The organism is Nocardioides agariphilus (assembly GCF_015352445.1).
Taxonomy (GTDB): Bacteria; Actinomycetota; Actinomycetes; order Propionibacteriales; family Nocardioidaceae; genus Nocardioides; species Nocardioides agariphilus.
Window position 1 is genome coordinate 30,867 of the sequence record NZ_JADKPO010000034.1, and the last position, 19,482, is coordinate 50,348.

Genomic DNA, 19,482 nt, shown 5'->3' on the forward strand with positions numbered 1-19,482 from the left:
GGGCTAGTGCCCGCCGCCGCAGTGCTGCATCGCCGCGCTGTGCAGCGCATGAACGACGGCGACTACGACGCGGCCAACGAGCTGCTCGACGAGGCGAGCGGGCAGACCGACGACATCGACCTGGTCGCTCGCATCGACCTCACCCGGGCCTACGTCCGTGCCCAGAAGGGCGACCTGCGCGGCGGCTTCGCCAGCTGCCGCGCACTCCTCCAGCGGCCGGGTCTCAGCTCGGAGACCCAGGGGCTGATCTGGTCGCAGCTGGCCCTCATGCACAAGTACCAAGGTGACCATCGCGCCGCGCTGGCCGACTACACCGCCGCCGTCGGCCTGCTCGCCGGGAGTGACGAGCTGAGCCGGGCGTTGCTCAACCGGGCCAGCCTGCACCTGCTCCGCGGCGATGCGAGCCAGGCCGTCCATGACCTGACCACCGCCGTCGAGATGCTGCACGACGACGATGCGCGCGAGCGTCGCGCCCGGGCCGAGCACAACCTGGGCTACGCCCGGCTGCTCACCGGGGACCTGGTCGGCGCGCTGCAGGCGATGGACGCGGCGCGACCGGTGCTCGCACCGCTGTCCCCGGTCAGCCGGGCGGTCGGCGAGCAGGACAGGGCGGAGGTGCTGACCGCTGCCGGCCGGGCCCACGAGGCCATCGTGGCCCTGGAGAACGCCGCGGCGGCCTACGGCGACCGCGGCCTGCGCCGCTACCAGGCCGAGTGCGAGCTGGCGCTGTCGCGCACCTTGTTGCGTGAGGATGCCTCGCGGGCGGCCGTGGTGGCCAAGCGGGCTGCACGAAGGTTTCGTGGCCAAGGCGGTGAGGTGCAGGCGCTGCGCGCTGACGCGGTCGTCGTGATGGCCGAGATCGCAGAGGGGAAGGCCTCGCTCTCGGTGCTGCGGCGCGCCGACCGTCTGGTGGCCGGACTCCGGGCGCACCAGCACCGGCGCGACGCCGCCATCTTGCAGCTGCTCACGGCTCGGCTCGCCGTGGTTCGTGGTGACCTGGACGACGCGCGTCGTCGCATCGCGGGAGTGCGCGTCACCGAGGACTCCCCCGTCGCGACCCGGCTGCTGTGGCGTGAAGTGCGCTCGGAGCTCGCCGCCGCCCGGGGCGACCGGCGACGGGCGCGCCAGCACGTGCAGGCCGGCCTCGCCGATCTGCACGCCTGGCAGTCGTCGTTCGGGAGTCTCGACCTCCAGAGCACGCTGGTCGGCCACGGTCGGGCACTCGCGATGCAGGGACTGCACCTGGCGCTCGACGAGGGCAACCCGGCACTCGCCTACGAGTGGTCCGAGCGAGCCCGGGCCCTGGTCAGCAGGGTCACGCCCGTCCGGCCACCCTCGGACGCTGCCCTGGCCTCGGAGCTCACCGAGCTGCGGGTGCTCTACGCCGCCGACCCCGAGCCGAGGTCGACCGACGGTCGCCGCCTCGACCAGCTGCGCGACCACATCCGCGAGCAGAGCTGGTACGGCGACGGTGGCGGCCGTGTCGGTGAGCCCGCTGCGCTCGACGAGGTGCAGGCCGAGCTCGGGAGCACCGACTCCTGCCTGGTCGCGCACGTGGTCGTCGACGACAAGGTGACCGCCGTGGTCGTGACGGGCAGCGACGTCCGCACCGTCTCCTTGTGCCCGGCCGGACCCGTACGCGCGGACCTCGACCGCATCGCAGCCGACCTCGACATCGCCGCCTCGCACCTGGCCGGTCCGTTCGCCGCTGCCATCCGGGGCTCGCTCGACGAGCGGGTCCAGCTCGTCTCGGAGCTGCTGGTCGCTCCGCTGCTGCCGCTGATCGGCGAGCGGCGGGTGGTGTTGACACCGTCGGCACAGCTGTCGGGCACGCCGTGGACGCTGCTGCCCGGGCTCGTGGGCCGACCGATCACGGTGCCTCCGTCAGCGACCCGATGGCTCGAGCTGCGCCGCACCCGTCGTCGCCGGAAGCCGCGGGTCGGCCTGGTCGCCGGTCCAGCTGTCGAGCGAGCCGAGGAGGAGGTCACCCGGGCAGCCGCCGTCTGGCCGGGCGCGACGGTGCTCGCCGGAGACCGGGCGGCCGCTGCCAGGGTCGCGTCCCTGGCGGCGAGGGTCGACCTGCTCCATCTCGCGGGCCACGGGAGGCACCCTGGCGACAACCCGCTGTTCGCAGCGGTGGACCTCGCCGACGGTCCGTGGTTCGGCTACGACATCGACCAGCTGCCGCACACTCCCGACCTGGTCGTGCTGTCGTCGTGCGAGCTGGGGCGCGCGTCGGTTCGCTCGGGCGACGAGGTGGTGGGCATGACCGCCGCCTGGCTGCACGCGGGGGCACGTTGCGTGACGTCTTCCCCGACCCTGGTGGCCGACGACGTCGCCTGCGAAGTACTGGCCGGCTGGCACGCGAGGCTGGCCAAGGGCGACGCGCCGGCAGACGCACTGGCCGACGCCGTCGCCGATCTCGACCACGACTCCGCCCCGTCGCCGTTCGTCACCTTCGGGGCCGGCTGGTGAACTCGCCAGCCACCAGGCGCGCTGTGCCGGTACTGGTTGTCTCGATCGCGCTCAGACGACACGTTCGTCACGGACGGCGAGTGGGGCGACCCAAGGGAGCGCGCGACGGAGCGGACCAACGCCTGTGAGTCCGTTGGCCCGCTCCCGGCGCGGCGGTGTGCTCGGATCCCCCGATGCCGGCACACCCGACCGGATCCCCCCTTGACCGCCCAGGAGACCCGGCGCCGCGTCCTGATACGCCGACGGACGAAAAAACTTCAGAAGGCCGGCACGATCGCTCTGGCACCGCGCAGCCCAGCGCGCCGCGTCCTAGCGGACGAAGGTCACCAGGTCGTGGGCGCCGTCATCGCGCGCCGCCTCGACGTAGTAGCGGACCCGACCGTCGGGCAGGTGCACGGCCGATGCGTAGCGGAAGGCCCCGTCGCCGTACGGCGACGCGATCGGCCCGACGCGGGCATCGGGCACCAGCCGCTCGCCGTCCCAGGTGGCCACCCCCGTGGTCTCGAACCAGTTGGACTCCGCGTCGCGCCGCCCGTCGTAGAGCACGGACAGCGGGTCGTGGCCGATGACGGTGGTGACCCGCGCGCCGCGAGCGTCCCACTCGCCGGTCCGGCCTGCGAGCACCTCACCGCGGTCGGTCCAGTCGAGGCCGTCGTCACTGGTCAGGTAGCGCGTGGTCATCCGGTCCTCGTGACCCGGGTCGTCGAGCGGGTGACAGCACAACCACAGGCGCCAGCCGCCAGCCGCTGACCGAGGGTCGACAGTGATGACGGGATCCTTCACGCCGACGTGGGCGTCGCCGGCCAGCACGACCTGCCGGTGGCCCGCCGGCAGGTCCTGCACGGTCGGGGCGGTGAGGCTGTCGACCCACCAATGCTTGGAGCCCGGAGTCGCGCACGAGAGGTAGAGCCGCCACCCGAGCTCTCCCACGGGCACCAGGACCGGTCGTTCGAACGACTCGGCCCCGAAGGTCTCGCGATGCACCTCGGTCACCGGCTCGAAGTGCTCACCGTCGTCGGACCTGCCCACGACGACAGAGACTCCGCGTCCGTCGGTGAGGGGTCGCCGCACGCGCCACGTCAGCCAGAACACGCCGTCGACCAGCACCGCACTCGCCGCGCCGGCCCAGTTGCCCGCCCCGATCCCCGGCGCCGGCACGACCACCCGCACGTCCTCGCCGTACGACGGCAGGTGGCTCACGGCCGGGGTCGACACCCGCCCGATGTTAGTCGAGCCGCCCGGTCGACATTGAATCGACGCGGCGGGCAGTCAGGCAGCGATCAGAGGTAGAGGCCGGTGTTGTCCGAGTCGCCGAGGCGTTCGGCGGCAACCGCGTGGACGTCACGCTCGCGCATCACGAAGTAGGTCTCGCCCTGCACCTCGACCTCGGCCTTGTCGTCAGGGTCGAACAGGACGCGGTCACCCACGACGACCGCGCGCGCGTGGGGACCGACCGCGGCGACCTTCGACCAGACGAGTCGACGAGCGCCCATGGCCGCGGTGGCGGGGATGACGATACCGCCGGAGGACTTGCGCTCGCCGGCCTCGCGGTCGACCTCGACCAGGAGCCGGTCGTGGAGCATCTTGATGGGCGCTCCCGAGGGCGACCTGGCAGCGGACTTCGCGGACACGGTTGGTGGGACCGGCCTCAGCGGACGACGCGACGGATGGCCGCGAACAGCACGACGACGCCGACCACGCCGCCAGCCACCTTGAGGATGTTGTCGGTGCGCGGAGCGCCGGTGACCGGGTCGACGAAGTAGGCCTTGATCGAGCTCACCTCGCGACTCACGATCGTCTTGGGGTTGGCCCGGTAGACCAGCTGGTCGATGGTGTCGGCCAAGCGGTCCCGCGTTGCCTCGATCTCGCGTTCGAGCGAGGACATCTCGTTGGTCACGGGGCTGAGGCTACCAATGGCCTCACGCTGGCTAGGGTGCGACTGTGACCGATCGACTCAGTCCCGGAGATACCGCCCCCGACTTCACGCTGCCCTCCGACACGGGCCAGGACGTGACGCTGTCGGGCCTGCGCGGTCGCAAGGTGATCGTGTACTTCTACCCGGCCGCGATGACACCCGGCTGTACGACCCAGGCCTGCGACTTCAGCGACTCGCTCTCCTCGCTCGAGGCTGCCGGCTACGAGGTCCTCGGCATCTCCAAGGACTCCCCCGCCAAGCTCGCCAAGTTCCGCGAGCGCGACGGCCTGACCATCACCCTGCTCTCCGACGAGGACAAGTCCGTGCACCAGGCCTACGCCGCCTGGGGCGAGAAGAAGCTCTACGGCAAGCTGGTCGAAGGTGTGCTGCGCTCGACCTTCGTCGTCGATGAGGACGGCAAGATCGCGTTGGCGCAGTACAACGTCAAGGCCACCGGCCACGTCGCCAAGCTTCGCCGGGACCTCGAGATAGCCGCCTGATGCGAGATCTCTAGGCTGTCCCCGCACCAGCCGGAGTGGTGGAACTGGCAGACACGCAGGTTTTAGGTACCTGTGCCTTCGGGTGTGCGGGTTCGAGTCCCGCCTCCGGCACACGTGCAGCCCCCGGCACTACCTTGCGCCGCAGGGTACTTCGAACTACCTTGTGGTGCATGGGAGCGGAAGCCGCGGTCACGCAGCTGCGTCGCGGCGCGGTCGAGCACTGCGTGCTCGCCCTGCTCGAGGACGAGGAGCGCTACGGCTACGACCTGGTCCACGAGCTCACGGCCGCCGGTCTGGTCGCCAGCGAGGGCACCGTCTACCCCTTGCTCAGCCGGCTCCGCAAGGACGACCTGGTGGCAACGGTCTGGCGCGACTCGCCCGCTGGTCCTCCCCGCCGCTACTACGCGCTGACCCGGCCGGGTCAGCGCGCTCTGGACGACTTCCGCGTCGCGTGGACCGGGTTTGCCGCCGCGGTCGAGACGATCCTGCACCGCAAGCACCAGGAGGACCGATGACCACCACTGCCCGCCACCCTCTGGTCGAGGACTACCTGCGACGACTGTGGACCGAGGCCGGCCGGCTGCCCGTCGACCAAGCGCGCGAGCTGGTGGCCGACATCGAGGAGCACATCGCCACCGCCCTGCCGCCGGACTCGACCGAGTCCGAGGTGCGCAACGCGCTGGAGCGCCTGGGCACGCCGACCGAGCTGGTCGCGGCTGCCGCCGCTCCCGACCAGCCCCAGGAGCCTGCGAAGAAGTCCTTCGCCTCGCCGGGCGGCGCCATCGCCTGCCTGGTCTTCGCCGAGATCTTGTGCATCCTGCTGCCGGTCTCCGTGCCGCTGTGGATCATCGGTCTGGTGATGATGGCGCGCGTCACGGTCTGGTCCGAGCGCGATCGCATGCTCGGCTTCGTCGGGCTCGGCACCGGACTTCCCCTCGCGTTCGGAGCAGTGTTCCTCAGCACCGCGATCGTCACCTCGTGCTCACAGGTCTACGAGAACGGGCAGCTGGTCAGCGACACGTGCGGGGGCACCAACTGGGTGGCCGTCACCTCGTGGTCGATCCTGCTGGGCTACCTGGCGCTCCAGGCCTTCGCGATCTGGCGACTCACGAGGTCGGCTCGTCGTCGGTGACGATGGTTGCGTCGCCCGCAGGATCCACGGGCTGAGGGCCGCGCGGCAGGAATCGCGTCAATCGCCTCTCAGCTGCGCGGCGATGAGCGGGCCGGCCTCGCGCAACGCCTTGCCGCGGTGGGAGATGGCGTCCTTGTCCTCGACCGACAGCTCGGCTGTCGTGACACCCGGTCGGTCCGCGGCCTCGAAGACCACGTCGTAGCCGAAGCCACCGCTCCCCCGGGCCGCGTGGGTCACCCGCCCGCGCATCTCGCCGCGCACCACGACCTCGGTGCCGTCGGGGTGACAGAACGCCACCACGCACACGAAGTGGGCTCCGCGCCGTTCGTCGGGTACGTCGGCGAGCTGGGCGAGCAGTAGCTCGTTGTTGCGGGCATCGGCGCCTCTCTTGTCGCCCATCTTGCCGCCCAGCGCGGGCCCGGACCAACGGGCCGACAGCACGCCGGGCATGCCGTTGAGGGCGTCGACGCACAGGCCGCTGTCGTCGGCGACCGTGGGCAGGCCGGTGGCCGCGAGCCCTGCGCGAGCCTTGAGCAAGGCGTTGCCCTCGAACGTCGGGCGGTCCTCGGCGGGTTCGTCGTAGGACGCCACGGCCTCGAGTCCGACCACCTCGATGCCAGGGGCGAGCGGAGCCAGGATCCGCTCCATCTCGGCGAGCTTGCCGGCGTTGCGCGAGGCCAGGAACAGCCGGCTCACGGGCATCTGGTCACCGGGCCAGCGCCTCCGACTGGAGTCGGGTCAGCTCACCGCAGCCCTGCTCGGCGAGCGCCAGCAGCGCATCGAGCTCTGCCCTGTCGAACGGCGCCCCCTCGGCGGTGCCCTGCACCTCGACGAAACGGCCATCGCCGGTCATCACGACGTTCATGTCGGTCTCGGCGCGGACGTCGTCGTCGTAGTGGAGGTCGAGCCGGGGCGTGCCGTCGACGATGCCGACGCTCACCGCAGCGACCGAGCCGATGAGCGGCTCGCCGGCCAGGGCACCGGCCCCACGCAGGTGGGACACGGCGTCGGCCAGCGCGACGTAGGCGCCGGTGATGGCGGCCGTGCGGGTGCCGCCGTCTGCCTGGAGGACGTCGCAGTCGAGGACGATCGTGTTCTCGCCGAGCGCCTGGTAGTCGATGACCGCTCTCAGCGAGCGGCCGATGAGTCGCGAGATCTCGTGGGTGCGTCCGCCGATCCGGCCCCTGACCGACTCACGGTCGGTGCGGGTGTTGGTGGAGCCGGGCAGCATCGCGTATTCGGCGGTCACCCAGCCCAGGCCCGAACCCTTGCGCCAGCGGGGCACGCCCTCGGACGCGGAGGCCACGCACAGCACCCTGGTGCGGCCGAACTCGACCAGCACCGAGCCCGCGGCATGGTCGAGCCAGTGGCGCGTCAGCGTGACGGGACGCAGCTGGTCGTCGGCTCGGCCGTCGGATCGCTCGCTCATGAATGGCGACCCTAGTGGGCGGGTCTGACAGGAGTCTCAGGGGCTTACTTCACCTCGGCCCGGAGCACGCGCCAGACGCCGATCACCAGGGGCAGCACCAGCCAGATCAGCCCTGACGTCGCGAGCTGGGCCCACTCCTTGCCGCTCACGTCTGCCTCGATGATCGGGTTCTGGGCGTTGGCGAAGTCGATCCAGGGTCGGATGTCCTTGAACCAGTCCAGCAAGGTGCCGAGCTCCATCAGTCCCGGCACGATGAAGGAGTAGACGAAGTAGATGACAATCGCCGCGGCGGTGTTGAGCAGCAGCGTCCCGAACGCGAAGCCGGTGGCCATCGAGAAGACGTAGAGCAGGAAGAAGCAGAAGATCTGGAACGGCGAGAGCTCCCACGTCACGGGGTTGTCGGACAGTCCGGCATAGACGGCGTTGGCCAAGATGGTGAGCCCGAGTCCGACCAGCACCGCGACCAGCGCCACGAGCAGCGTGCTGACGAACTTCGCACGGAGGAACCGCGAGCGTGAGGGCTCCAGGGAGAAGGTCACCATCGCGGTGCGCTGGCTCCACTCGCTCGTGACGGACATGATGCCGAGCACCGGCAGCAGCACGTTCATCGGGATGTTGGCCCCGCCCCCGAAGTCTCCGAAGGTCACGGACATGTCCTGGGCGAGCACCACCCAGAGCTGGATCACCAGCACCAGGGCGGTCGTCGCCGCGATCGAGATCAGCAGCCACCGACCCGCACGGGTGTCGAACATCTTGCGCAGCTCGACCTGCACCAGTCGGGTGAACGGGACGCGCGGGGTCTGGCTGACGTCGAGGGTCATCGGCGCGGCAGCGGCCTGGGTCGTCACAGCGGAGCTCCTGTCGGTGCGGGAAGGTGCGCGAGGTCGTCGCGCTGGGTGTCGGAGGTGAGCTCCAGGAACAGGTCCTCGAGACCGCCCTCGACGGGGCGCAGATCGGTGAGCACGATCGACTTCTCCACCGAGAGGCGCCCGACGTCGACCGGCTGTGCGTCCACGCGGAAGCCGAGCCCGACCGGCGTGTGCGAGATGCCGCGCTCGTCGAGCGCCGCGACGAGTCGGTCGTTGTCCTCGGCCACGACGAGGGTGCCGGCACCGCCGGCCCCTGCGAGGAGCTCGGCCTTGGTGCCGCGCGCCACGATCTTGCCGCGGCCGATCAGCAGCATCTCGTCGGCGATCTGCTCGACCTCGTTGAGGAGGTGGCTGGACAGCAGCACGGTGCCGCCGCGGTCGGCGTACCCCTTGAGGAGACCGCGCATCCAGCGGATGCCGGCCGGGTCGAGGCCGTTGGCCGGCTCGTCGAGGATCAGCACGGACGGGTCGCCGAGGAGGGCGTGGGCGATGCCGAGACGCTGGCGCATGCCCAGGGAGTAGTTGCGCACCCGTCGCCTGGACTCGGTGTCGTCGAGGGCGACCAGCGCGAGCATCTCCTCGACCCTCGACATCGGCAGGCCCATCGTGCGGGCGCCCAGCGTGAGCACCTCGCGGCCGGTGCGGCCGGCGTGCTGGGCGGACGCGTCGAGGAGCACCCCGACGTGACGGCCCGGGTTGGGGATGTCGTGGAAGTGGAGGCCGCCGATCGTGACCTCGCCCCTGGTCGCCGGCGTCAGCCCGACCATGACCCGCATGGTGGTGGTCTTGCCGGCGCCGTTGGGTCCGAGGAAGCCGGTGACCGTGCCCGGCTTGCACGTGAAGCTGATGTCGTCGACCGCGACGAAGTTCCCATAGTCCCTGGTGAGCCCTTCGACCTTGATCATGGCGGCCATCTTGCCAACCCCCACCCCCACCCGGCATCGACCCCCGGGCTGGACGGGGCCGACGAAAGTAGGGGGCTCACGGCATACTCGCGTCCGGTGCTCGACGTCGTACGGCGGCTCTAGCCTGGTCCCATGGACGGTCCTGCTCCCCTGGCCGTGCACCGCCCGGTCACGGGTTGGGGTGTGGTGGCCCGGCTGGTCGGGGTCGCGTTCATCAGCACGATCGCCCTGGTCTCCGTCCCCGACCATCGCCACGGGAGCTGGCTGGCTGCCGAGATCTCGGCGGGCGCGGTCTCCTTGGCGCTCGTCCACTGGCGGCGGCGGTGGCCGTTGCCCATCGCCCTGGTGACCACCGCCATCAGCGGGTTCGCTGCCCTGGCCGCTGGTCCCGCCGTGCTGGCCGCGGTGTCACTGGCCACGCGGCGCGTCTACTGGCAGGTGGCCGTGACGGGGGTCGTCAGCATCTGCTGCGCCCAGCTCTTCTCCAAGGCCCAGCCCGACAACAACGACACGTGGTGGGTCGACCTCATCGTCAACGTGATCGTCACCGCTGGAGTCCTCGGCTGGGGCCTCTACATCGGGTCGCGGCGCGAGCTGGTCTGGACGCTCGAGCAGCGCGCCGACCGCGCGGAGGCCGAACAGGAGCTGCGGGTGTCGCAGGCTCGCAGCACCGAACGTGCCCGCATCGCCCGAGAGATGCACGACGTGCTGGCCCACCGCATCTCACAGATCTCCATGCACGCTGGCGCTCTCGGGTTCCGTGCCGACCTCGACGCCGAGGAGCTGCGCGCCAACGCCAACGTCATCCGCGACCTCGCCAACAACGCGCTGACCGACCTGCGCAGTGTGCTCGGCGTGCTCCGCGACCCCGAGACCGGCGAGCTGGCCAGCAGCCCGCAGCCCACCTTCTCGGACCTGCCGAACCTGGTCGAGCAGGCTCGGGAGGCCGGCGTGCACGTCGAGTTCTCCGACCACCTGCTCTCCGACGAGCCCGTCCCCGACGTGGTCGGCCGCACGCTGTACCGCATCGTCCAAGAGGGCATCACCAACGCGGGCAAGCACGCGCCGGGAGCCGTCGTCCGCATCGAGGTCAGCGGCTCACCGGACGACGGGGTCGCCATCGTGCTGCGCAACCCGCTCGGGTTCGGACCCTCGCGGACCCCTGGTGCGGGACTGGGCCTGATCGGTCTCGCCGAGCGCGCTGAGCTGCGTGGCGGGCGCCTGGAAGGCCGCCGCGACGGTCAGCAGTTCGTGCTCCGCGGCTGGATACCGTGGGCGGCCTGATGGAGAAGCGACCCGATGCCACCCGCCTGCTGATCGTCGACGACGACCCGCTGGTCCGTTCGGCACTCACCTTCATGCTCGGCGGGCAGCCCGATCTCGTGGTGGTGGGCCAGGCCGGCGATGGCCTCGAGGGCATCGCGATGGCGGCGCGGCTGCGTCCCGACGTGGTGCTGATGGATATCCGGATGCCGCGGATGAACGGTCTCGACGCCACTCGTCAGCTGCTCGCCTCCGAGCATCCGCCGCACGTGCTGGTGCTGACCACCTTCGATGCCGACGAGTACGTCGTCGAGGCGCTGGCCGCCGGCGCCGACGGGTTCCTCCTCAAGGACACCGCGCCGCGCGAGGTGGTCGACGCGATCCGCAAGGTCGCGCAAGGTGACCCCATGCTGTCGCCCACCGTCACCCGGTCACTGATCCGGCAGGTGGCCGCGGCCACCCGCTCCCCCGAGGCTGCGGCACGCCTGGCCGACCTCACCGACCGCGAACGCGAGGTGGCACTGGCGGTCGGCCGCGGGCTGAGCAATGCCGAGATCGCCGCCGAGCTCTACCTCTCGGTGCCGACGGTCAAGGCCCACGTGTCGAGGCTGTTCGACAAGCTCGAGGTCACCAACCGCGTCCAGATCGCGCTCGCCGTCCACGACGCCGGCCAAAGCTGACATCGAGTCCTAGCGCGGTCGCCGCCACGGCGTGCGGGCCGAGTGGGGTCCCTCGCCGAGGGCGTTCACCGCGGCCACGCTGAAGCGGTAGCGCCCAGCCGCGAGCCTGAGGTTCACGTACCTCTTCCTCGGAGACAGGACGCGCGTGGCGACCCGGGCCAGGCGCCCGTCTGCGCGGAACCCGAAGACCGCCACCTCGTAGCCGGTGATCGGCGCGTCGCCCGTGGCGGACGGCGCCCGCCACGTCACGCGCAGCGTCAGGGGCCGGTCGCGCTTGCCTCGCGTGACGCTGACCCTGCGGGGTTTGCCCGGCAGTTCGGCCGTCGTCGGCGTGTCGGTCACCGTCTCGGTCACCGTCGGGCTGGGAGTCGGCGTCGGCGTCAACGTGATCGTCTCGGTCGGCGTCGAGGTAGCCGTCGGGTCGGGCGTCGGCGTGAGCGTGATGGTCTCCGTCGGCGTGGGCGTGGGCGTCGGGGTGGGCGTCGGCGTCAGCGTGACCGTCGGCGTCGGCGTCGGCGTCGGCGTCAGCGTGACCGTCGGGGTCGGCGTCGGGGTCGGCGTCGGAGTAGGCGTCGGCGTGGGCGTCGGCGTGGGCGTCGGCGTGGGGGTGGGCGTCGGCGTGGGCGTCGGCGTGGGGGTAGGCGTCGGCGTGGGCGTCGGAGTAGGCGTCGGCGTCGGCGTCGGCGTCGGCGTCGGCGTCGGCGTCGGCGTCGGCGTCGGCGTAGGCGTAGGCGTCGGCGTAGGCGTAGGCGTCGGCGTAGGCGTCGGCGTAGGCGTCGGCGTAGGTGTCGGCGTAGGTGTCGGCGTCGGTGTCGGCGTCGGCGTAGGCGTCGGCGACGAGGTGGGCGCCGTTCCGATCGTCACCGTCCGACTCGCGACCAGACCGGTGCCGGCGCTGTTCACCGCCGCGATCTCGATGGTGTACGTCGCGTTGGTCGCGAGGGGGGCGACCGTGATCTCGCGGGTGGTCGCAGGCACGGTGACCTGCTGGCCACCGGCGCGGGCGACGTACGACGTCACGGCGGCGCCGCCGTTGTCAGCGGGCGGGTCCCACACCAGGCGCAGTCCCTGGGCCGCACTGTCCGGCTCGACGGCCACCACGACCGGGGCGCTCGGCGGGGAGGCCGTGCGAGAGCTCAGGCAGCCGTCGACGGTCAGCGTGTAGTGGCCCACCGAGCCGTAGTCGCTGTAGAACATGCCCGCCGTCTGCGTCGGGTCGCTCAGGCCGGTGCCGTCGACCTCGAGGTAGTACGTGCCCGGCGCCACCGAGGTGGCGATGGCGGAGTCCATGCCCGTCAGGCTCGAGCCGCTGCGCGCGGTCGGGGGGTCCGAGACCGCGACCTGGCGACCCGACGCGTCGAGCAGGCGCAGCTTGGTGTCGAGGTCTGCACCGACGGCCACGGGGTTGAGCGTCGCGGACAGGGTTCCGCTGCACGTGCGGTCCACGGCGAACACGTCGAGGTCGGATCGGGTGCTGATCAGGCCCTGGACGGTGACATCGGCGTTGCCCAGCAGCCGCGCCGTGGCCGGGGTGTCGCCGAAGTCGTCGCTGAGCAGGGACGGGCCGTGCTGCCCGATGACGGCGAAGTCGTCCTGCGTATCGGTCGCACCGGGGTAGTCGCCGTTGGAGAACTGGGTCAGGGGCGTGAAGGCCGCGCCCATCGTGGGCGACCAGATCTTCAGGCCGGTGCCGTCGAGGTAGTAGTCCGAGGAGTAGTACCCGTCGTGGTTCAGCCCGAGGCCGTGGCCGAGCTCGTGGCTGACGATGCCCGCCACCTGCCGGGCCGACGCCGTCGACGTGGGCAGGCCGAACGCGGGTTGCTGGAAGCCAGTGGTCGAGACCCGGTTGAAGGCATTGAGGTAGGCGATGCCGGCGCAGCTGCTGCCGCACAGGATCGTCCGGAGCGAGGTGTCGGTCGAGATCGCTGCGCGCATGCCGTAGCGGACGTCCTCCGTGGAGGTACGCAGCAGCCCGTCGGTCCCGGGGTCCTCGGTCGTCACGTCGATGTTGAAGGCCGCGTAGTCCTCGGCGACGCGCGCCCAGACCTCCTGGATCACGTCCATCTCGCTGCGGGAGAAGTTCGTGTTGCTGTCCATGCTGTAGGGCGCGATGTCGAGGACGGGGTGGGCGGCGTCGTTCCAGCCGGTGCCGCTGACCTGTGAGCCGTCGAAGTCCAAGAAGATCTTGCGGGTCGCGTTCGGGCGCGAGTGGAGCAGGAAGGTGTCGGAGTACGCGTAGCTCGCCTCTGTGGTGGTCGCGTTGACCGTCGTGTCGGCCACCTCGGCACGATCGACGTAGAAGAGGTGTCCTGTCTGGTCCAGCCACGCTGTCGAGTCGTTGCCCATCAGCTCGCTGAGCCGGGCGGCCGACATCTCGTTGCGCTGCGCGGCTGCACCGAGGTTGGCGCCGAGCGCCTTCAGGGCAGCGTGGCCGTTGGCCTTCGCAGGCAGCAGTCGACTCGGGGCGGGGTTGGAGGCAGCGCCGGATGCCGGGACGGTCGCCAGGACAGCCGCACAGATCGATGTGACCAGGAGCAGGACAGCACCGACAGCGACCGAACCGACGCGGGGGGACGTCGTTCGCACGGGGCGAGGTTGGCCGGATTCGCCGCAATAGACCGGCCTAACTGGGCTAAACCACCTGTTGTGACTAGGTCTTTGGTGGCAAAGGGTCGACTAGACATCTAGACGGGCGGCACCGAACTCACCCGTCCGTGCCGAACTGGCCGACCAAGCCGCGCCCGGCGTGCTAGCGCGGCCGGATCCACGCCGTTCGAGCCGAACGGGGACCGGTGCCCTCGGCGTTGGAGGCCGCGACCGCGAACCGGTAGCGACCAGCCAGCAGGGTCAGCGTCAGCGAGCGCTTCGTGGGTGGCATGAAGAACGTGCGGGACAGCACCGACCGGCCGTCCGGCCTCGCCTTCCACACCTTCAGGACGTACCCGTTCAACAGCGAGCTGCCGACGCTCGTCGGTTGGCGCCACGAGACCCGCACCGTCAGCGGGCGTCCCGACCTGCCTCTCGTCGCCCTGAGACCCTGCGGAGCCGAAGGTACGGCGCTCCCGGTGGTCGGCGTACTGGTCGGCGTACTCGTCGGCGTGCTGGTGGTCGTGGTCGTCGTGGTGCTCGTGACGGTCGGGCTCACGGTCGGGCTCACGGTCGGGGTCACGGTCGGGGTCACGGTCGGGGTCGAGGTCGTCGGGGTCGAGGTCGATGGCGTGCCCGAGAACGTGCCGGTGGTCGCCGAGCGGCTGGCCGCCGGGCCGGTTCCGGCACTGTTCACGGCGGATACCTGCAGCGTGTAGCCGGTGTTCGAGGCAAGCGGCGCCAGCGTGTAGGACCGCGTGTCCGCGGGCACCGTCACCTCCTGACCGCCCCCCGTGACGACGTACGACGTCACGGGTGCTCCCCCGTCGTCCGCGGGCGGGTCCCACACCAGGCGCAGACCGTGGGCTGCGCCGTCTCGCTCGATGGCCTCGACCACGGGTGCGCTCGGCGGCGTGGCGGCGTGCGTCGTGCCGGGGCAGCCGTCGACCGTCAGGGTGTAGGTGCCGACCGAGCCGTAGTCGCTGTAGCCGAGCGTCACATCTGTGAGCCCGACGCCGTCGACCTCGAGGTAGTAGGTGCCCGGACCGACGTTCGGCGCGACGGCCGAGGCCATCCCGGTGAGCACCGGCGACCACGTGCCACCACGGGCCGCGGGTGGCGCCGAGACAGCCACCTCGGAGCCGCTCGCGTCGAGCAGGCGCAGCTGCGTGTCGAGGTCTGGTCCGAGTGCTGCGGGCGTGAGGGACGCGGACAGGGTGCCGGTGCAGGCCCTGGTCACCTCGAAGACGTCGACGTCGGTGCGAGTCGTGATCAGCCCGTCCACCGACACGGTGCCCTCTCCTAGAGGACGCGCGGCACCGCGCGTGTCGCCGTAGTCGTCGCTGACCAGGGTCGGCCCGTTCTGGGCGATCACCGCGAAGTCGTCCTCGGTCTGCGTGGCGCCGGAGTAGTCGCCGTTGGAGAACTGCGTCAGCGGCGTGTAGCCCGCCCCCATCAGGGGCGACCAGATCTTGGTGCCGGTGGAGTCCTGGTAGTAGGGCGCGGAGCCCAGTCCGTCGTGGGAGAGCCCCAACGTGTGACCGATCTCGTGGCTGACGATCTCGGCGATCTGCGCGGCGGTGTAGGTCGGCGTCGGCAGCACGAAGGCAGGGTCGTAGGACGCCGAGGTGATGTAGTCGAACACCCCGACGTAGGCAACGCCTGCGCACCCGCCGCCGCACACGATCGTGCGCATCCCGGTGTCACTGGTGATGGCGGCGCGCATGCCGTACGACGCGTCCTCGGTCGAGGTGCGCAACAGCCCCGCGGTCCCCGGGTCCTCGGTGGTGACGTCGATGTTGAAGGGTGCGTAGTCCTCGGCGACCCGGGCCCAGACCTCCTGCACGACATCGAGCTCGCTGTCGGAGAAGTCCGCGCTCCCGTCGCGCGTGTAGGCGGCCACGTCGATGACGGGATGCGTCGCGTCGTTCCACGCGGTGCCGCTGACGGTGTGGCCGTCGAAGTCGAGGAAGAGCTTGCGGGTGGCGTTGGGTCGCGAGTGCAGCGTGAAGGTGTCGGGGTAGGGGAACGCGGCCGCGGCAGGTCCCGTCGTGGACCCCGTCGTGGATTCGATGATGGCCACCGGGTCGTCGGCTGCGTGGTCGCGCTCGACGTAGAAGAGGTGTCCGGTGACGTCGACCCAGGCCGAGGAGTCCTCGGCCAGCACCCGGCGCAGCCGCGCCGGCGTCATGCTGCTGCGCGCCGCGGCCACCTCGAGATGGCTTCCGAGCGCGTCGATGGCCGCCTTGCCGTGTGCCCGCTTGGCGATCAGGTGACTCTCGGCGCGAGGTGTGCCGGCACCCGCCGCGGGACCGGTCGCGAGCACGGCAGCGCAGATGGGTGCGACCAGGAGCAGGACAGCACCCACAGCTGCGGGGCCGACGTAGGGGGACGTCGTAGGCACGGGGACAGGGTGACGGAGCCCGTGGCTGTGCACCGGCCGATTCCGGTGGATCACACCGGTTGCGCGCGATTCGGCTAGACAGGCGCTGGTGGCTAGTGTCGCGCGTCGGGAGTTGTTGAACGGTTGGCGTGCTCAGGGTGTGTGCGTCGCAAGGCGCCGGAGCGAAGCCATACCCGGTCGTCTCGCGAGCGACGGCAACGCTGGGAGGTGCGCGCCATGGGTGCGCGAAGCGCACAAGAACTCCCGACGCGCGGCGCTAGACGTCGAAGCGAGCGCCGGCGACCGCGAGGTCGATCTCGCCGGCGAACTGCTCCTTGGCCTCGGCGACGGCCAGGGCCGGGTCGTACCACGGCGGCACGTGGGTCAGGACGAGTCGCCCACTGTTGCCGTGGGCGGCGGCTCGGCCGCAGTCGGCGCCGGTGAGGTGCAGATCGGGCGGGTTGTCGTCGCCGCTGCGAAACGACGCCTCGGCGAGGAGCAGGTCGGCGCCCGTGGCGAGGTCGTCGAGACCCTCGCACGGCCCGGTGTCCCCGGAGTACGCGAACGTGCGGCCACCAGCCACGACCCGGAAGCCGTACGCCGGCACGGGATGCACGACCGGAACCGGTTCGATGGTGAACGGGCCGACGGCGACGCTCTCGCCGAGAGTGAGGAAGTCGAACACGCTGCTCATGCCGGGATCGGCCGGGAGACCGTAGGCGGCGGCCATTCGCTCGGCGGTACCGTCGGGACCCCACACGGGCAGACGTGGCTGGGCGCCGTCGGGGTGGTAGGCGCGCAGCACGTAGTAGCCGCAGAGGTCGGCGCAGTGGTCGGGATGCAGGTGGCTGACGAAGACGGCGTCGACCGCGAGCGGGTCGACGTAGCGCTGCAGGGCACCCAGCGATCCCGAGCCGAGGTCGAACAGCGCCCGCCAGGTGCGGCTGGCAGCGTCGTCATGCTCGACGAGGTAGCAGCTGGCCGGCGAGTCGGGCCCGGGATAGGAGCCCGAGCACCCGACGACGGTGATCCTCATGAGACCACCCCGAACAGGCCCGGGGTGCCCACGAACTGGCGCGCGTCGGCGAGCTCGGGGCCGAGGAACCGTCGACCGATCCGCTCGAACTCCTCGGGCGAGCCGGTGGTCAAGAAGCGGTAGGTCGGCTCCCCCGACTCGCGCATCAGGCCGGTCGACACGAGCATCTTGTAGACGTCCTTGGCGCACTCCTCGGCACTGCTGACCAGGGTCACGCCATCGCCTATCACGTAGGAGATGACACCGGTCAGCAGTGGGTAGTGCGTGCAGCCGAGGATCAGCGTGTCGACCCCGGCTGCCACCAGCGGGTCGAGGTAGTCGTGGGCGACACCGATGAGCTCGTCCCCGCCCGTGACGCCGGCCTCGACGAAGTCGACGAAGCGCGGGCAGACCTGGGTGGAGAGCGTGACGTGCGGCGCCGCTGCGAAGGCGTCGTCGTAGGCCATCGACTCGGCCGTCGATCGCGTGCAGATCACGCCGATGTCGCCGCTGCGGCTGGCCGCCACTGCTCGCCTGACCGCCGGCAGGATCACCTCCACCACCGGGACGTCGTAACGCTCCCGCGCGTCGCGGAGCATCGCCGCGCTCGCGGAGTTGCAGGCGATGACCAGGGCCTTGACCCCCAGGGTGACCAGGTGGTCGAGACACTCCAGCGCGTACTCGCGGACCTCACCGATCGGCTTGGGTCCGTAGGGCTGACGGGCGGTGTCGCCGACGTAGAGGATGGATTCGTGGGGTAGCTGGTCGATCACGGAACGGGCGACGGTCAGCCCACCGAAACCCGAGTCGAAGATGCCGATCGGAGCGTCCACGCCAGGGGACACCGCGCCGCCCGTGGGCCTCTCTTCCTGCACCCGGAAAGGCTAGGGGCTGCACTGGCCGCACGCATGCCGACGCGACCGAGATCACGTTGGCCGCCCCGACCTCCGCGTAGCGTGGGCCCATGCTCCTTCCCCGTGCGGCGCTCTCGGCCGCGGTCTGCACAGCAGCTCTCGTCGTGTCGGCAGCGACGCCCATCGTCCCTGCCGCCATCGCCTCGCCCACCCGCAGCGCCACCGCGCCCGATGAGATCACCCGCGTGGTGGTGATCTCCGTCGACGGGCTCAACCCGACGGCGCTGTCCCGGCTGGGTCGGGCCAAGACCCCGACGTTCCACCGGCTCATCGACGAGGGGGCCTCGACGCTCAACGCGCGCACCGAGGTCGAGAAGACCATCACGCTGCCCAACCACACGGGGATGGTGACCAGCCGACGCATCGACAAGGCGTACGGCGGGCACGGGGTCACCTGGAACGACGACCGCCTCGTGCCGCGGACAGTCCAGCGCGCGGCCGGCCATCCCGTGGGATCGGTGTTCTCCTCCCTGGACCGGGCGGGCCTGGACGCCGCGCTGTTCGCCTCCAAGAGCAAGTTCAAGCTGTTCAAGAGGTCGTGGCCCTCGGGGGTCGACCGGATGGTGATCCAGGGCTACAACCCGACGCTGGTCGACGACGTCGACCAGGACCTGACCACGCAGTGGCGGGCGCTGACGTTCGTCCATCTCTCCTTGCCCGACGTCAAGGGCCACGCCTACGGGTGGCTCTCGGCGCCGTACCTCAAGGCCGTGGAGCAGACCGACGACCGGATCGCGGAGATCCTCGACACGGTCACCGCCACCACCGCGTCCAGCGACCACACGCTGGTCGTCGTCACCTCCGACCACGGCGGCAAGGGCAAGGGCCACTCCAACCCAGGCCTGCTGGCCGACTACCGGATCCCGTTCTTCGTCTGGGGCCCTGGAGTGCCGGCCGGCGTCGACCTCTACGACCTCAACCCGACGTACCGCGATCCCGGCACCCGCCGTCCCGGCTATGGCGCCAACCGTCAGCCCATCCGCAACGCCGACGTCGCCAACCTGGTGCTCGACGTACTCGGCCTGCCAGCCATCCCCCACAGCGAGCTCGACGCCGACCAGGACCTCGAGGTCTTCACCCCGACGCCCTGATCGCTGCTGCCAGGCCCGCACCGTTCGCTGGTTGAGGAGGTTGCGCAGCAACCGTCTCGAAACCCGGTGGGTGTCGTTGGTTGAGGAGGGCGCGCCGGTCTCTGCTGGTTGAGGAGGTTGCGCCGGTCTCCGCTGGTTGAGGAGGTTGCGCTAGCAACCGTCTCGAAACCCGGTGAGTGGACAGTCGCTCGCCCGTGTCGCTGGTTGAGGAGGTTGCGCGGTCTCTGCTGGTTGAGGAGGTTGCGCTAGCAACCGTCTCGAAACCCGGTGACCGCGACGTCGGCGGTTCACTCGCGGGGTTTCGAGACAGGCGCTAGCGCGCCTT

18 protein-coding genes and 1 tRNA gene are annotated in these 19,482 nt (G+C 70.9%); 8 read left to right on the plus strand and 11 right to left on the minus strand.

Going from position 1 to position 19,482, the window contains the following annotated elements; genetic code table 11:
• The first annotated feature begins 6 nt into the window (after positions 1 to 6).
• Positions 7 to 2,475: a CHAT domain-containing protein gene (locus ISU10_RS24240; RefSeq protein ID WP_194698056.1), complete on the plus strand. Its 2,469-nt coding sequence runs from the start codon at positions 7 to 9 to the stop codon at positions 2,473 to 2,475.
• 309 nt (positions 2,476 to 2,784) lie between these two features.
• Here the strand turns inward: ISU10_RS24240 and ISU10_RS19225 are convergent, their stop codons facing one another.
• From ISU10_RS19225 to ISU10_RS19235, 3 genes are all read right to left on the minus strand, one after another.
• A complete protein-coding gene (locus ISU10_RS19225) occupies positions 2,785 to 3,690 on the minus strand; it encodes a hypothetical protein (RefSeq protein WP_194698057.1) in 906 nt (301 codons plus the stop codon).
• Between the two features lie 65 nt (positions 3,691 to 3,755).
• Positions 3,756 to 4,058, minus strand: a complete 303-nt coding sequence (locus ISU10_RS19230; protein WP_194698071.1) for a GroES family chaperonin — start codon at positions 4,056 to 4,058, stop codon at positions 3,756 to 3,758.
• Positions 4,059 to 4,123: 65 nt separating this feature from the next.
• The gene (locus tag ISU10_RS19235; RefSeq protein WP_370865711.1) at positions 4,124 to 4,372 is read right to left on the minus strand and encodes a DUF3618 domain-containing protein; all 249 of its coding nucleotides are present in this window, start codon (positions 4,370 to 4,372) and stop codon (positions 4,124 to 4,126) included.
• Between the two features lie 44 nt (positions 4,373 to 4,416).
• On the opposite strand from ISU10_RS19235, the gene bcp reads away from it, so the two are divergent.
• From bcp to ISU10_RS19255, 4 genes are all read left to right on the plus strand, one after another.
• Complete coding sequence (gene bcp, locus ISU10_RS19240; RefSeq protein WP_194698058.1) at positions 4,417 to 4,890, plus strand: thioredoxin-dependent thiol peroxidase; 474 nt, start codon at positions 4,417 to 4,419, stop codon at positions 4,888 to 4,890.
• A gap of 29 nt (positions 4,891 to 4,919) precedes the next feature.
• A tRNA-Leu gene (locus ISU10_RS19245) sits at positions 4,920 to 5,001 on the plus strand.
• A 59-nt stretch (positions 5,002 to 5,060) separates the two neighbouring features.
• Positions 5,061 to 5,405 (plus strand): PadR family transcriptional regulator, encoded by a 345-nt coding sequence (locus tag ISU10_RS19250; RefSeq protein ID WP_194698059.1) that lies wholly within the window; start codon positions 5,061 to 5,063, stop codon positions 5,403 to 5,405.
• Positions 5,402 to 6,022 (plus strand): HAAS signaling domain-containing protein, encoded by a 621-nt coding sequence (locus ISU10_RS19255; RefSeq protein WP_194698060.1) that lies wholly within the window; start codon positions 5,402 to 5,404, stop codon positions 6,020 to 6,022. The genes ISU10_RS19250 and ISU10_RS19255 overlap by 4 nt, the downstream gene beginning before the upstream one ends.
• Positions 6,023 to 6,079: 57 nt before the next feature.
• Here the strand turns inward: ISU10_RS19255 and rdgB are convergent, their stop codons facing one another.
• Genes rdgB through ISU10_RS19275 form a run of 4 tightly spaced genes read right to left on the minus strand, consistent with a single transcriptional unit; the run spans position 6,080 to position 9,225 of the window.
• Entirely contained in the window at positions 6,080 to 6,724 is a 645-nt protein-coding gene (gene rdgB, locus ISU10_RS19260) for an RdgB/HAM1 family non-canonical purine NTP pyrophosphatase (RefSeq protein WP_194698061.1), read from the minus strand.
• A 4-nt stretch (positions 6,725 to 6,728) separates the two neighbouring features.
• Complete coding sequence (rph, locus tag ISU10_RS19265; protein WP_194698062.1) at positions 6,729 to 7,451, minus strand: ribonuclease PH; 723 nt, start codon at positions 7,449 to 7,451, stop codon at positions 6,729 to 6,731.
• Between the two features lie 44 nt (positions 7,452 to 7,495).
• Positions 7,496 to 8,299: an ABC transporter permease subunit gene (locus ISU10_RS19270; RefSeq protein ID WP_370865714.1), complete on the minus strand. Its 804-nt coding sequence runs from the start codon at positions 8,297 to 8,299 to the stop codon at positions 7,496 to 7,498.
• A complete protein-coding gene (locus ISU10_RS19275) occupies positions 8,296 to 9,225 on the minus strand; it encodes an ABC transporter ATP-binding protein (RefSeq protein ID WP_194698063.1) in 930 nt (309 codons plus the stop codon). The genes ISU10_RS19270 and ISU10_RS19275 overlap by 4 nt, the downstream gene beginning before the upstream one ends.
• A 132-nt stretch (positions 9,226 to 9,357) precedes the next feature.
• Between ISU10_RS19275 and ISU10_RS19280 the strand changes: the two genes are divergently transcribed.
• A complete protein-coding gene (locus ISU10_RS19280) occupies positions 9,358 to 10,509 on the plus strand; it encodes a sensor histidine kinase (RefSeq protein ID WP_194698064.1) in 1,152 nt (383 codons plus the stop codon).
• Complete coding sequence (locus ISU10_RS19285; RefSeq protein WP_194698065.1) at positions 10,509 to 11,168, plus strand: response regulator; 660 nt, start codon at positions 10,509 to 10,511, stop codon at positions 11,166 to 11,168. Before ISU10_RS19280 ends, ISU10_RS19285 begins: the two co-directional genes overlap by 1 nt.
• 9 nt (positions 11,169 to 11,177) lie before the next feature.
• On the opposite strand, the gene ISU10_RS23905 is transcribed toward ISU10_RS19285, so the two are convergent.
• The 4 genes from ISU10_RS23905 to murI form a co-directional block, all read right to left on the minus strand.
• A complete protein-coding gene (locus ISU10_RS23905; RefSeq protein WP_194698066.1) occupies positions 11,178 to 13,754 on the minus strand; it encodes a fibronectin type III domain-containing protein in 2,577 nt (858 codons plus the stop codon).
• A gap of 163 nt (positions 13,755 to 13,917) precedes the next feature.
• Positions 13,918 to 16,158 (minus strand): fibronectin type III domain-containing protein, encoded by a 2,241-nt coding sequence (locus tag ISU10_RS19295; RefSeq protein ID WP_194698067.1) that lies wholly within the window; start codon positions 16,156 to 16,158, stop codon positions 13,918 to 13,920.
• Positions 16,159 to 16,414: 256 nt separating this feature from the next.
• A complete protein-coding gene (locus ISU10_RS19300; RefSeq protein WP_194698068.1) occupies positions 16,415 to 17,173 on the minus strand; it encodes an MBL fold metallo-hydrolase in 759 nt (252 codons plus the stop codon).
• Positions 17,170 to 18,027 carry a glutamate racemase gene (gene murI / locus ISU10_RS19305; RefSeq protein ID WP_370865717.1) on the minus strand — a complete coding sequence of 286 codons (858 nt, stop codon included), beginning with the start codon at positions 18,025 to 18,027 and terminating at the stop codon, positions 17,170 to 17,172. Before murI ends, ISU10_RS19300 begins: the two co-directional genes overlap by 4 nt.
• Positions 18,028 to 18,116: 89 nt before the next feature.
• Between murI and ISU10_RS19310 the strand changes: the two genes are divergently transcribed.
• The gene (locus tag ISU10_RS19310; RefSeq protein WP_194698069.1) at positions 18,117 to 19,157 is read left to right on the plus strand and encodes an alkaline phosphatase family protein; all 1,041 of its coding nucleotides are present in this window, start codon (positions 18,117 to 18,119) and stop codon (positions 19,155 to 19,157) included.
• The last annotated feature ends 325 nt before the right edge of the window (positions 19,158 to 19,482 follow it).